The sequence below is a fragment of the Bacillus sp. ZY-1-1 genome, assembly GCF_003047165.1.
Taxonomy (GTDB): domain Bacteria; phylum Bacillota; class Bacilli; order Bacillales; family Bacillaceae; genus Bacillus; species Bacillus velezensis.
On sequence record NZ_CP027061.1, the window covers coordinates 1,441,568 to 1,453,800 of the forward strand.

The following is a 12,233-nucleotide window of genomic DNA, read 5'->3' on the forward strand; positions in this document are numbered from 1 at the left end:
TACTCTATACGTGTAGGACAAATTACACATTAAATGCAGGGGGAATTCAGGAAATGAAAAAAAACAAATGGATGCTTACGCTTCTGATGGCTGCTGTTATGATTGTTGCTGCAGCATGCGGAAATGCAAAGGAAAGCGGCAAGACAGACAGTCAATCTGCAAGTGAGGATAAAAAAGCATCAGGTTCTTTAACCATTTCTGGTTCATCAGCCATGCAGCCGTTAGTACTGGCAGCGGCGGAAAAGTTTATGGAAAAACATCCGGATGCTGATGTGCAGGTGCAAGCGGGAGGTTCAGGAACAGGACTTTCGCAAGTGTCTGAAGGGGCAGTGCAAATCGGCAACTCAGATGTCTTCGCTGAAGAAAAAGAAGGCATTGATGCGAAAGCCCTAAAAGACCACCGAGTAGCGGTAGTGGCGATGGCGGCTGCGGTCAACCCCGGTGCGGGCGTAAAGGATATAACCAAAAAACAGCTGACAGACGTCTTTACAGGCAAAATTAAAAACTGGAAAGAGCTTGGCGGTAAAGATCAAAAAATTACACTCGTGAACCGTCCTGATTCATCTGGAACACGCGCTACGTTCGTCAAATATGCTCTTGACGGAGCAGAGCCTGCAGAGGGCATTACAGAGGATTCCTCCAATACAGTCAAAAAAATCATTGCGGAAACGCCGGGAGCAATCGGTTATCTGGCATTCTCTTATATAAACGATGACAAAGTAACGCCTTTATCGATCGGAGGCATCAAACCGGAAGAGAAAAACGTCGTCACAGGCGAGTATCCGATTTGGGCTTACGAGCACTCTTATACGAAAGGTGAAGCGTCAGGCCTTACAAAAACGTTTCTTGACTATATGAACAGCGATGAAGTACAGAAAAGTATCGTAAAAGATCAGGGCTACATTCCGATCTCTGATATGAAAGTCACACGTGACGCAAACGGCAAGCAAAGCTGAGGGGAGGGCGGGCTCCCCGCCTCTTCTTCTTTATAGGAGTGTAAACAAATGATAAATCACAGAGAAAAAGAGTCTGTAAGCGAACGCTTAATAAGCTCAAAACAAAACAGGCAATTGGATGAAGTCCGCGGAAGGGTGATTGTGTCTGTGTGTGCCGCGATTATCATTGCGGCATCAGCGGCGATCACAATTTTTCTCGGCATAAAGGGGCTGCAATCTTTTTTTGTAAATGGTGTAAGCCCGATTGAGTTCTTAACAAGTCTGAATTGGAATCCAACCCAGGCAAAACCTGAGTTCGGCGCGCTGCCTTTTATTTTCGGGTCATTTGCGGTCACGGTTCTGTCCGCTCTGATCGCAGCGCCCCTCGGTATTGCGGGTGCCGTGTTTATGACGGAAATTGCACCGACTTGGGGAAAAAAGGTGCTGCAGCCGGTAATTGAGCTGCTTGTCGGCATTCCGTCCGTCGTTTATGGATTCATAGGTCTTACAGTATTGGTTCCGTTTATCGGCGCTTTTAAATCAAGCGGAACGGGTCACAGCCTTTTGGCGGGGACGATCGTACTCTCGGTAATGATTCTGCCGACTGTTACATCGATTTCCGCTGATGCGCTTGCGTCACTTCCGAAACACCTTCGCGACGGTTCATATGCGCTTGGTGCGACGAGGTGGCAGACAATCAGAAAGGTGCTTATCCCGGCGGCGTTTCCGACATTGCTGACCGCTGTCGTGCTCGGGATGGCAAGAGCGTTCGGAGAAGCACTCGCCGTACAGATGGTTATCGGAAATACAAAGCTTCTGCCGGAAAGCCTGCTTGATACGGCGGGAACATTAACGACGATTATCACGTTAAACATGGGCCATACCACATACGGCAGTATTGAAAATAATACGTTATGGTCTATGGGGCTTGTTCTTCTCATCATGTCGTTTCTGTTTATATTGCTCATACGCTATTTGTCATCTAGGAGGAAAGTGTAATGAACCGGAAAATAACGGATAAATTGGCCACCGGTGTATTCGGGTTATGCGCCGCTGTAATCGCGGCGATTTTGGCAGGATTGTTTTTGTACATTCTTATTCACGGCGTCTCTGAAATCTCCTTGCGTTTTCTTACGTCAAAATCAAGCGCCATTGCCTCAGGCGGCGGAATACGGGATCAGCTTTTTAACTCTTTTTACATTCTGTTTATCACCATGCTGATCACGATACCGCTTGGTGTGGGGGGCGGCGTCTTTATGGCTGAATATGCGCCCCAAAATAAAATCACTGATTTTATCAGAACGTGTATTGAGGTGCTGTCTTCGCTTCCGTCCATTGTCATCGGGATGTTCGGCATGCTGATGTTTGTAAACCTGACCGGATGGGGCTACACGATTATCGGGGGCGCGCTCGCATTAACGGTCTTTAACCTTCCCGTTATGGTCCGGGTGACAGAAGGCGCGCTCACTGCAGTCCCTAAGGACCTGAAAGAAGCTTCTCTCGCTTTAGGCGTATCGAGATGGCATACCGTCAAAACGGTGATGATTCCGAGTGCGATTCCTTCAATTTTAACCGGAGCCATTCTGGCATCAGGAAGAGTATTCGGAGAAGCGGCCGCATTGTTATTTACAGCGGGGCTGACAACGCCGCGGCTGAACTTTACGGATTTGAACCCGTTTTCTGAATCATCTCCTTTCAACATTTTCAGGCCGGCTGAGACGCTGGCGGTTCATATATGGAGTGTCAATACGCAGGGAATCATCCCTGACGCCGAAGCGATTGCAAACGGCGGCTCGGCGGTGCTGGTGATTTCGGTTCTCTTGTTTAACCTTTCTGCGAGATGGCTCGGGTCTGTCATTTATAAAAAGCTTACGGCAAATTAATCGGAAAGAGGCGAAAACATGATCGATCACATCATCAGGGAACAAGCGGAACAGACAAAGCGTTTGCCGGAGTCTTCGATTTTGGAAGTGAAGCATTTATCAATTTATTACGGTGACAAACAAGCGGTAAAAGATGTAAACATGAATATTGAAAAACATGCGGTGACGGCTCTGATCGGTCCGTCCGGCTGCGGGAAATCAACATTTTTGAGACAGATTAACAGAATGAACGATGCCATTGCTTCGGCGAGAAGTGAGGGAGAAATCCTTTATGAAGGGCTGAATATTTTGGGTGAAGCGATTAATGTCGTGTATCTCAGACGGGAGATCGGTATGGTGTTTCAAAAACCGAATCCGTTCCCGAAATCCATTTACAATAACATCACACATGCGCTGAAGTATGCGGGGGAACGCAGAAAAGCCGTTTTGGATGAGGCGGTCGAGGAAAGCTTAACGAAGGCGGCGCTTTGGGATGAAGTCAAAGACCGGCTTCATTCATCGGCTCTGTCGTTATCAGGCGGCCAGCAGCAGCGCCTTTGTATCGCCCGTACGCTGGCGATGAAACCTGCCGTGCTTCTTTTAGATGAACCGGCTTCAGCTCTGGACCCTATTTCAAACGCCAGAATCGAGACGCTTTTGACAGAACTGAAAAAAGATTATTCGATTATTATCGTTACGCATAACATGCAGCAGGCGCTGAGGGTGTCTGACCGAACGGCTTTCTTTTTAAACGGGGAAGTGGTGGAATACGGGCAGACAGAACAAATTTTCACGAGTCCTAAAGCGCAAAAGACAGATGACTACATTAACGGAAAGTTCGGATAGGGGGAAGGACTGTGAGCCTTGTGAAGGAAGCGGTGCACACACAGAATTTATTTGATATTCACGGCATGAACGTATGGTACGGAGCCCATCAGGCTTTAAAAGACATTACGATCGGTTTTGAGGAGCGGAAGGTAACTGCGATCATCGGTCCGTCCGGCTGCGGGAAATCCACTTTTATTAAAACATTAAACTTAATGCTGCAAATGGCTCCGAATGTCAAAGTGACAGGCGACATGATCTATAACGGGCGCAATCTGCTGAAGGAAAAGACGGATGCGGCAGAATTAAGAAAACAGATCGGTATGGTGTTTCAAAAAGGAAATCCGTTTCCCCAGTCAATATTTGAGAATGTCGTGTACGGTCCGAGAATTCACGGCGAAAAAAATAAAAAGAAACTGCTTGAAATCGCCGAGGAATCTTTAAAAGCAGCTGCGCTCTGGGATGAAGTGAAGGATCGCCTTCACCAACAGGCGCTTTCACTGTCAGGCGGTCAGCAGCAGCGGCTGTGCATCGCAAGAGCGCTCGCCACCAAACCGGACGTCCTTCTGATGGATGAACCGACGTCCGCTCTTGATCCCGTGTCCACGCGGAAAATAGAAGAGCTGATTTTGACATTGAAAGAAAAGTATACAATCGTTATTGTGACTCATAACATGCAGCAGGCTGCGAGGGTCTCTGATCAAACCGCGTTTTTCTATATGGGCGAACTGGTGGAGTGGGGCGATACGGGCAAAATATTTTCTCAGCCGGATCATCAAAAAACACATGATTATATCACCGGAAAATTCGGATGAAAAAAACGGGCCCGGCCATTAACCGGGTCCGTTTTATATGTCTATTAAAAAAGCCTGCCGGCCGTATCCATCTGAATGGACGATGCCTGCAAGCTTTTTTAGCGGGTTAATGTTTTGACGATTTTTTTAAAGCTCATATCTGAATCGACTTTGAAATGGCCGGCGCGGATTTCTTTGTGGTAGCCTGCGTCAATGACGTAATCATTGAAGTCTTTCGCTGAAGGAATAATCCCTTCTTTTTCAAGAATGGATGACACGTCAGCAGTGCTCATTCCGTCTTTAATCGTCAGTTTGTATGTTACTTTTTTCTTTTTGGCGTCTGTGTTTTGGTCGTTGTTTAACGATTTTTCTTTAGAATCAAGCAGTTTTTGATAGTCATCCCGGTTGACGGAGACTTTGTGCTGATCGTCGAGGTAGCTGTTTACTTCTTTTTCTGTCAATGCTGTTTTTTCGGTTTTAACGGCGGCTGCCTGGTCATGGTCAGTCAAATAGAAGACAGCGGCGAGAACGGCCGTCGCTAAAATCATGCCTGCTGCAAAAGCCTGAATGCCCCGTTTTGTCATACGAGCACCTTCTCATTATCTTTAATAATGGTATTGACGTCCTCGACAGACACGTGCTCCGCTTTTGCGATGGCTTCCGCAGACATTCCGTTGTTATATTTTGAAATGATTTGTTTGGCGATTTTTTGGTTAATGCCGCTGCTTTTGGCTTTGCGGATCACGAGGTTGGTTTCCAGCAATTCTTCTTCAAGCACCGTCATTTTCTTTTTCAACTTGTAAATTTCCTGCATGGCGGAAAGCTGAAGCGTTTCTAGCTCCTGTTCCACGTCTTTCATCGGATCTCTTTGAGAATATGAGAATGCAATAAGCGCTATACTGACGATAAACAACGCAATAATAGCAATTTCCACGTTTCATCACCTTCTATTATTAATTTGCCCTTCTTTTTTATACCATAAAACGCCGCCATTCTAAAGGAAATAGAGAAAAAAACGGAATTTTGTCGGAAAATCTTTTTTACTCGGGGAGCAAACGGTTATTTCTCTATAGATTTCGTATCAGAAAGCCCTTTTTTGTCCTGTTTCGTCATATTTTGCCTTCTTCTGACGCAAGCTCATTCAGAGGATCAGAAGCGTAAACTGATGTTTTCTGCACTTAAACAACATTTCATGTAAATCAGCTCTAGCATTCCGTCCATTATAGTGGTATTATATATAAGTCTGAATAAGTAAATGATATTTAGTTTGGAGGGAAAATAATGCGCGTTAATATTACTTTGGCTTGCACTGAATGTGGTGAGCGTAACTATATTTCTAAAAAGAACAAACGCAACAATCCGGACCGCGTTGAATTTAAAAAATATTGCCCACGTGATAAAAAATCTACGTTACACCGTGAAACAAAATAAGCTGTTTAACACAGCGGAAAAAGCTGGAGCTTTCAATAAAGTTCTGGCTTTTTTGTCTTTCAGGGAGGTTTGAGAAACGTGAAAGCACAAATCAGAACCCATATAAAAGCAAAGCTTTCTGACATGACAGAAAGTGAATGGGAGAAAAAATGCCGCAGCATGCGTGAAACGCTGTTTTCTTTAAAAGAATGGAAACAGGCCCGCGTGATCGCCGTTACCATCTCGACACGCCTGGAAATTCCGACACGGCCGATTATTGAACAGGCCTGGCAAGAGAAAAAACAAGTCTGTATCCCAAAATGCTTTCCGCAGACGGGAGCAATGGAGTTCCGTACATTTTCTGCGTATGATCAGCTGGAAACCGTATATGCGGGCCTCAGTGAACCGATCGAGAGTCTGACGGAAAAAGCCGCCCAAAATGACATTGACCTTGTGATTGTGCCCGGCGTGGCTTTTGACCGGGAAGGCTTCAGAATCGGATACGGCGGAGGATATTATGATCGGTACCTGTCCGGTTATAAAGGCCGTACCGTGTCGCTTCTCTTTGACTGCCAGCTGACAGACCGCATTCCCCGCATGCCCCACGATATTCCGGTCGATATGATCGTGACTGAATCCGAAACCATCGCTTAATCGCATAAAAAACTTTTTGCACCGGAATAATTCTCGCTGTTTGACAAACGATAGGGGCAGGAGGGATAAGATGAAAAAATTGTTGATCTACTCATTATGCGCCGTATCTGTTTTAGCCGTTTACCAAAACCGCTACCGTCTGATGAACAGCGTGCTCAGCCAGCCGGGGATCAGACGGACATTCATTCATTTCTTTTTAAAAATACCGTTTATCAGAAACAAATTCATTCAGCAGGCATTTTAAACAAATCCCGTTTTTTAAGCGGGATTTTTTGCATAAGAAAACCTGCCGGAAAAAAACGGCAGGTTTTCTCGTATTGTCAGCTTTTTTTCAGGAAACCGAGCAGAATTGAGATCATAGGAGAAATGTACAGGAAAAAGGTAAACGGCAGGTAGTCGACGACGGAAACCCCTAATGCGCTTGCCATAAAAGCGCCGCTTACTCCCCAGGGAATCAGCGGGTTGATCAATGTTCCGCCGTCCTCAAGCGACCGCGCAAGGTGAATCCGCTTAATGCCGAGCTTGTCATATAAAGGTTTATAAGATTGACCCGGAATTAAGATCGACAAATACTGCTCACCTGTCGCAAGGTTTACGCCTATACTTGAGAAGACGGTCGCCATGACAAGACGTCCTTTCGTATGCACGCCTTTTATCAATCCTTGAAGCAGCGCCGCGATCAGGCCCGTTTTTTCCATCAGGCCGCCGAGCGCAAAGGCGATCATAATCAGAGAGACTGATCCCATCATCGATTGGAGCCCGCCTCTGTTGATAATGCTGGCCACAGCCTGGTCGCCGGTTTTAAACGCCGTCCCGCTTTGCAGGGCGGATATAAATCCTTGAATGCTGCTGTCAGGAATAAAAACAGCAGTCAAAAGCCCTGCGGAAATAATACCGGCGGTAAGCACCGGAATCACGGAAACCCGTCTCACAGCTAAAATGATCACCAACAGAGGTGAAAGAAGCGACCAAGGCGTAACGTGCACAGCCTCTTTTATTCCGGAAATGACCGCCTCAATATTTTGCGTTGAAGCGGCATTTATTGAAACAGATGAACCGAGAATATAAAAAAGAACGATTGTGATCAGCAGTGCCGGAACGGTGGTGCCCATCATATGGCGAATATGCTTAAAAATCGGAATTTCGCCGATTCCGGCGGCAAAATTCGTCGTGTCGGACATCGGTGACATTTTATCACCGAAACAAGCTCCGCAAATAACTGCTCCCGCCGTCCATTCGAGCGGAACTCCCGCCGCGCTTGCTACCCCTAACAGCGCGACGCCGATTGTACTGACAGTTGTCAGACTTGAGCCGACAAGCGTGCTGATAATCATGCAGGAAAATAATGCGGTCAAAAGCAGCTGACTCGGCTGTATAATTGACAAAGCGTAAACGGTGACGGTGGGAATGGCGCCGCTGTACATCCAGGCGCCGATCAGCACACCGATCAAAGCCAGCACGATAATCGGCTGCACCCCGTTTTTCAATCCGCTGACAATTCCTTTTTCAAGACTCTCCCACGAGAAACCGAGCCACAAACCTGCCAGAGACAGAATAATGACGCAAAAGAACAGCGGCATATGCGGCTCTGTATGAAAGAAAAACAGGCAGGAAATAATGACTGCTAACATCAAGACAAATAAACTGATGGCTGAGATGAACGTCAGCCTTTTTTCTTGTTTCAAAACAACACCCCATCAAACTTTAATCCTTTTGTGCTTTTGGGCACGAAAGTATTGTAACAGAAAAACGCATAAATGAGTGTTTTTTTACAATTGTGAATATACAATTTATGAAAATAATACAAGGATATTTTCTCCAATCGTTTTTTGCTTGACGCCCGGATCAGTGATGAAATACGCTTATACTAAGAAGAATAGAAATGGTGAAGAAGATGAATTCATTTTATGACGTGCAGCAGCTGTTTAAGTCATTCGGACATATTGTTTATTTCGGTGACAGACAAGCCGAAATTGACTTTATGAAAGATGAATTAAAGGAAATGTACTTGTCAAACGTGATTGAAAGAGATTTATGGCAAAAAGCCGCCGGAGTTCTTCAGAGAGAATCGGAGCGGATCAGAGGCAGTTAACACAGCAGGATTTTAATAAGAAAAGGAGATTATTATGGAAGATACATGGTTTGCGGGGATTGATCTGGGCGGAACAACCATCAAGCTGGCCTTTATCAACATGTACGGTGAAATTCAGCATAAATGGGAAGTTCCGACCGATAAATCCGGAAACACAATTACGGTCACGATCGCCAAAGCGCTTGATCAGAAGCTGGAAGAACTGAACAAGCCGAAACGGATTGTAAAATGGATCGGAATGGGAGCGCCCGGACCTGTGGAAATGACGACGGGAATGGTCTATGAGACGACAAATATGGGGTGGAAAAACTATCCGCTGAAAGACCATCTCGAGGCGGAAACGGGTATTCCGGCCGTCATTGAAAACGATGCCAATATCGCGGCGCTCGGAGAAATGTGGAAGGGTGCAGGTGACGGGGCCAAAGATGTCATTTTAGTGACGCTCGGAACCGGAGTCGGCGGAGGCATCATCGTCAACGGAGAAATCGTTCACGGTAAAAACGGGGCCGGCGGAGAAATCGGTCATATTTGCAGTATTCCGGAAGGAGGAGCTCCGTGCAATTGCGGAAAATCCGGCTGCATCGAAACGATTGCGTCCGCAACCGGCATCGTCCGCATCGCGAAAGAAAAGCTTGCGGCGGTTTCCGACTCTTCGCTCTTACAAGTGCGCGATCTGACGGCACGTGACGTGTTCGAAGCGGCTAAACAGCAGGATAAGACCGCGCTTGAAGTCGTCGATTATGTCGCAAAACATTTAGGCCTCGTGCTCGGAAATCTGGCAAGCGCCATGAATCCGACAAAAATCGTGCTCGGCGGAGGCGTGTCTAAAGCGGGGGAAATCCTGCGGTCAAAAGTGGAAGAGACCTTCAAAATCACCGCGTTCCCGCGTTCTGCGGAAGCGGCCGATATTTCGATTGCGGCACTTGGAAATGACGCCGGAGTCATCGGCGGGGCGTGGATTGCCAAAAATGAATGGCTCAAACATCAAAACTGCTGAAGAAAGTCTGCCTGCCCATATCGCGGGCGGCTTTCTTTTTTTATCTCCCCTGTCATATAGTTTTTAAAAAAGGGGGATGAACATGGCGGGAATTCGTGTCAAACCTGAATTGAAACAGCATATGAAAGATATTGCAAAGGTGCTTTCAATTGATGAAAAACTGTTGAAAGCCGCTGATAAAACGGCGGAAAGCGATGAATTATTTTGTCCCGGCTTTGCCGTGAGCGGGCAGTCAGAGGGTCCGCCGCTTGAGACGCTGAGCGGGCTTTCACGATACATCCGGCACTGTGAAAGCGTTCTTTCCGCTGATCAATGGGTGAAGGAAGAAAAGGTGTACGGCTCTGAATCGGTTTATGAAGAAATTGAGAAAATAACGGATGTCTTTCCGTTTGTCACAAGCCGTAAAATCGGCAGTTCCGTATTGGGAAAGCCGCTTTATGAGCTGAAAATAGGTGCGGATACGGCCGAAAGAAAAGTCCATGTAAACGCCTCATTTCATGCCAATGAATGGATCACCACCTCGGTCGCGTTTAAATGGTGTAAAGAATATTGCGCGGCATTATGCGAAAATAAAACCGTTTTCGGGCAGTCTGTGCTTGATATATTCAGCCGGACATCATTGTCATTCGTTCCGCTCGTAAATCCCGACGGTGTTGATCTCGTACTTTACGGATGTGAAGATTTATCAGAAAAAAATGAATTCCTCAACGAATTAAATGAGCACCGCCCGGATTTCCGCGAATGGAAGGCGAATATAAACGGTGTGGATTTAAATAAACATTTCCCATCCAATTGGGATATTGAACAAAGGCGCAAACCGAAAGCCCCTTCATACCGTGATTTTCCGGGAACGGCGCCGCTCACTGAACCGGAGGCGCAGGCGATGCACCGGATGATAACGGAACAGCCGCCTGACCGGCTGATCGCGCTTCATACGCAGGGAGAAGAGATTTACTGGGGATACGAAGGATGTGAACCGGAGCAATCATCCCAGATGATTCGGGAGTTTGAAGCGATAAGCGGAAACCGCTATCAAGGCGTTAAAACCATTGACAGCCATGCCGGTTTTAGGGATTGGTTTATACAGCAGTATGGAAAAGAGGGCTATACCATTGAGCTCGGGAAGGGAAAAAACCCTTTGCCTTTTCATCAGTTTGCTGATATTTATCAAGCGACGGAAGGTATTTTGTGGAGGTCGCTTGTTTTTTGAGACATCTGTGAAATTTCTCATTTGTTTACATAAACAAATATGGGACAATAGAAAAGAATGGAGGGAAGGCTGATGAGATACTTGGTTTGTGTTCTGCTGTCCGCATTCGTTCTGTGTTTAGCGGCCTGTGAACCATCTCATCAGCAGCAAGACACAGGCGTTTCGGCAAAATCGGCAGAACAGAAAATCGTTCCGCTCAGTAAAAAGGAAGCGGAAAAAACGGAAGGATGGCTGGATAACAGAACAATTCTGTATACAGCACATCATCAGCTGATGAAATATGATCTTTTCAGCGGAAAATCCGAACGGCTCTATGAAACAAAGGGCAATATTGTCAATGTAAAGATCAGCCGGAAAAAACAGCTGATTCTCGTACAGGTGACAAGCAGCGGTCAGACTGAGCTTGTGCTTATGAACAAGCAGGGGAAAAGACTTTATCACAAAGCCTTTAACTCTTATGAGCTGGAGACGGCTTGGAATCCGTATGACCCGTATCAAATGATGATTACCGTTTTTACTGAAACATGGGACTTCACAGCCTATACGGCCGATATGAACAACGGCATTTTAAAAAAGAGTCCCGTTCAGGCCCCTTTTGTCCATTGGACCTCCACTGATGAATTCCAATATATCAAGCAAGGAAAAACGGAGGAAGAGGGTCCTTTATATTCTTATGACTTGCAGACGAAAAAAGAAAAAAGAGTGCTTCATCACGTCATCTGGGCTGATTCCCGCCCGGGCATGACGATTGCCGTCAGACAAACGGATCAATCGGACGGAGACGGCGAGTTCTTTTTCCAAAAGCCGGCATCCGTGACACACAGCTTTCCTCTCCAAAAAAAGTATGAGAGCTTCGCGCCGATGGAATATGATTACGATCAGACACACAAGCGGTTTTACATATTTAAGCCTGGAGGCCGCTCTTACAATCTGATCAGCTTTGACTTAGGAGACGAACGGGAGCGGACGGTGCTCAAAAACACGGAAATGGAGCCGATTCAGATCTCTCCGAACGGGGAATACGCTTTATACGGCTTTACGTATGACCGTCTGATTTCACTGAAAACAGGCATGACAGAACCAATCATAACAAATGAAAAAGGAGTTTGAACCAAATGGCAATTGCAGATGTCACAATCATTCCGATCGGAACAAAAACACCGAGCGTCAGTGAGTATGTAGCGGATGTACAAAAAATTTTGGAGGGTTACAAAGCTGCCGGCAAAATCAAATTTCAGCTCACGCCGATGAACACGTTGATTGAAGGTGAGCTGAGCGACTTATTCGCAGTCATTCAGGACATTCACGAAGCTCCGTTCCAAAAAGGGCTGCACAGAGTGGCGACAAATATCCGCATTGATGACAGACGTGATAAAAAAACGACGCTGGAGAGCAAAATCAAAAGTGTCAGCAAACATTTGCAGCAATAAAAAATAAGCCTGTATCCATTGGAT

Annotated in this window: 16 protein-coding genes; 13 read left to right on the forward strand and 3 right to left on the reverse strand. The window is 46.2% G+C overall.

The genetic code is table 11. The features are described 5' to 3' along the window. The first annotated feature begins 53 nt into the window (after positions 1 to 53). From C5I45_RS07550 to pstB (C5I45_RS07570), 5 genes are read left to right on the forward strand one after another with little or no spacing between them, the layout of a single operon-like run. Entirely contained in the window at positions 54 to 956 is a 903-nt protein-coding gene (locus C5I45_RS07550) for a phosphate ABC transporter substrate-binding protein (RefSeq protein WP_003153032.1), read from the forward strand. Between the two features lie 48 nt (positions 957 to 1,004). Continuing rightward, a complete protein-coding gene (gene pstC / locus C5I45_RS07555) occupies positions 1,005 to 1,934 on the forward strand; it encodes a phosphate ABC transporter permease subunit PstC (RefSeq protein ID WP_107994309.1) in 930 nt (309 codons plus the stop codon). Further along, on the forward strand, positions 1,934 to 2,818 hold the full coding sequence (gene pstA, locus C5I45_RS07560) for a phosphate ABC transporter permease PstA (RefSeq protein ID WP_107994310.1): 885 nt from the start codon (positions 1,934 to 1,936) through the stop codon (positions 2,816 to 2,818). Before pstC ends, pstA begins: the two co-directional genes overlap by 1 nt. Positions 2,819 to 2,836: 18 nt before the next feature. After that, positions 2,837 to 3,643 (forward strand): phosphate ABC transporter ATP-binding protein PstB, encoded by an 807-nt coding sequence (pstB, locus tag C5I45_RS07565; RefSeq protein WP_107994311.1) that lies wholly within the window; start codon positions 2,837 to 2,839, stop codon positions 3,641 to 3,643. Positions 3,644 to 3,654: 11 nt separating this feature from the next. Then, the gene (gene pstB, locus C5I45_RS07570) at positions 3,655 to 4,437 is read left to right on the forward strand and encodes a phosphate ABC transporter ATP-binding protein PstB (protein WP_003153040.1); all 783 of its coding nucleotides are present in this window, start codon (positions 3,655 to 3,657) and stop codon (positions 4,435 to 4,437) included. A gap of 98 nt (positions 4,438 to 4,535) precedes the next feature. On the opposite strand, the gene C5I45_RS07575 is transcribed toward pstB (C5I45_RS07570), so the two are convergent. After that, positions 4,536 to 5,000 (reverse strand): endolytic transglycosylase MltG, encoded by a 465-nt coding sequence (locus C5I45_RS07575; protein ID WP_003153042.1) that lies wholly within the window; start codon positions 4,998 to 5,000, stop codon positions 4,536 to 4,538. Continuing rightward, on the reverse strand, positions 4,997 to 5,350 hold the full coding sequence (locus tag C5I45_RS07580; RefSeq protein ID WP_003153047.1) for a hypothetical protein: 354 nt from the start codon (positions 5,348 to 5,350) through the stop codon (positions 4,997 to 4,999). Before C5I45_RS07580 ends, C5I45_RS07575 begins: the two co-directional genes overlap by 4 nt. 347 nt (positions 5,351 to 5,697) lie before the next feature. On the opposite strand from C5I45_RS07580, the gene rpmG reads away from it, so the two are divergent. From rpmG to C5I45_RS07595, 3 genes are all read left to right on the forward strand, one after another. Then, the gene (rpmG, locus tag C5I45_RS07585) at positions 5,698 to 5,847 is read left to right on the forward strand and encodes a 50S ribosomal protein L33 (RefSeq protein WP_003153056.1); all 150 of its coding nucleotides are present in this window, start codon (positions 5,698 to 5,700) and stop codon (positions 5,845 to 5,847) included. 78 nt (positions 5,848 to 5,925) lie between these two features. Then, the gene (locus C5I45_RS07590; RefSeq protein ID WP_003153058.1) at positions 5,926 to 6,480 is read left to right on the forward strand and encodes a 5-formyltetrahydrofolate cyclo-ligase; all 555 of its coding nucleotides are present in this window, start codon (positions 5,926 to 5,928) and stop codon (positions 6,478 to 6,480) included. Positions 6,481 to 6,550: 70 nt separating this feature from the next. Continuing rightward, positions 6,551 to 6,724: a hypothetical protein gene (locus C5I45_RS07595; protein WP_003153061.1), complete on the forward strand. Its 174-nt coding sequence runs from the start codon at positions 6,551 to 6,553 to the stop codon at positions 6,722 to 6,724. Between the two features lie 76 nt (positions 6,725 to 6,800). Here C5I45_RS07595 and nhaC read toward each other — a convergent pair whose 3' ends face one another. Next, positions 6,801 to 8,165, reverse strand: a complete 1,365-nt coding sequence (nhaC, locus tag C5I45_RS07600) for a Na+/H+ antiporter NhaC (protein ID WP_014305423.1) — start codon at positions 8,163 to 8,165, stop codon at positions 6,801 to 6,803. Positions 8,166 to 8,362: 197 nt separating this feature from the next. On the opposite strand from nhaC, the gene C5I45_RS07605 reads away from it, so the two are divergent. From C5I45_RS07605 to C5I45_RS07625, 5 genes are all read left to right on the forward strand, one after another. Next, positions 8,363 to 8,572: a YqgQ family protein gene (locus C5I45_RS07605; protein WP_003153065.1), complete on the forward strand. Its 210-nt coding sequence runs from the start codon at positions 8,363 to 8,365 to the stop codon at positions 8,570 to 8,572. Positions 8,573 to 8,606: 34 nt separating this feature from the next. Next, positions 8,607 to 9,569 (forward strand): glucose kinase GlcK, encoded by a 963-nt coding sequence (gene glcK / locus C5I45_RS07610; protein ID WP_003153068.1) that lies wholly within the window; start codon positions 8,607 to 8,609, stop codon positions 9,567 to 9,569. 82 nt (positions 9,570 to 9,651) lie between these two features. Then, the gene (locus C5I45_RS07615; RefSeq protein ID WP_107994312.1) at positions 9,652 to 10,779 is read left to right on the forward strand and encodes a M14 family metallopeptidase; all 1,128 of its coding nucleotides are present in this window, start codon (positions 9,652 to 9,654) and stop codon (positions 10,777 to 10,779) included. 72 nt (positions 10,780 to 10,851) lie between these two features. After that, complete coding sequence (locus C5I45_RS07620) at positions 10,852 to 11,889, forward strand: YqgU-like beta propeller domain-containing protein (RefSeq protein WP_025852935.1); 1,038 nt, start codon at positions 10,852 to 10,854, stop codon at positions 11,887 to 11,889. A gap of 5 nt (positions 11,890 to 11,894) precedes the next feature. Beyond that, on the forward strand, positions 11,895 to 12,209 hold the full coding sequence (locus C5I45_RS07625) for an MTH1187 family thiamine-binding protein (RefSeq protein ID WP_025852933.1): 315 nt from the start codon (positions 11,895 to 11,897) through the stop codon (positions 12,207 to 12,209). Positions 12,210 to 12,233 lie beyond the last annotated feature (24 nt).

Bases quoted from the DNA above. Each gene is read 5' to 3' on its own strand.
- C5I45_RS07550 (WP_003153032.1), top strand. From the start codon at position 54: ATGAAAAAAAACAAATGGATGCTTACGCTTCTGATGGCTGCTGTTATG.
- pstC (WP_107994309.1), top strand. From the start codon at position 1,005: ATGATAAATCACAGAGAAAAAGAGTCTGTAAGCGAACGCTTAATAAGC.
- pstA (WP_107994310.1), top strand. From the start codon at position 1,934: ATGAACCGGAAAATAACGGATAAATTGGCCACCGGTGTATTCGGGTTA.
- pstB (WP_107994311.1), top strand. From the start codon at position 2,837: ATGATCGATCACATCATCAGGGAACAAGCGGAACAGACAAAGCGTTTG.
- C5I45_RS07575 (WP_003153042.1), bottom strand. From the start codon at position 5,000: ATGACAAAACGGGGCATTCAGGCTTTTGCAGCAGGCATGATTTTAGCG.
- rpmG (WP_003153056.1), top strand. From the start codon at position 5,698: ATGCGCGTTAATATTACTTTGGCTTGCACTGAATGTGGTGAGCGTAAC.
- C5I45_RS07595 (WP_003153061.1), top strand. From the start codon at position 6,551: ATGAAAAAATTGTTGATCTACTCATTATGCGCCGTATCTGTTTTAGCC.
- C5I45_RS07605 (WP_003153065.1), top strand. From the start codon at position 8,363: ATGGTGAAGAAGATGAATTCATTTTATGACGTGCAGCAGCTGTTTAAG.
- glcK (WP_003153068.1), top strand. From the start codon at position 8,607: ATGGAAGATACATGGTTTGCGGGGATTGATCTGGGCGGAACAACCATC.
- C5I45_RS07615 (WP_107994312.1), top strand. From the start codon at position 9,652: ATGGCGGGAATTCGTGTCAAACCTGAATTGAAACAGCATATGAAAGAT.
- C5I45_RS07620 (WP_025852935.1), top strand. From the start codon at position 10,852: ATGAGATACTTGGTTTGTGTTCTGCTGTCCGCATTCGTTCTGTGTTTA.
- C5I45_RS07625 (WP_025852933.1), top strand. From the start codon at position 11,895: ATGGCAATTGCAGATGTCACAATCATTCCGATCGGAACAAAAACACCG.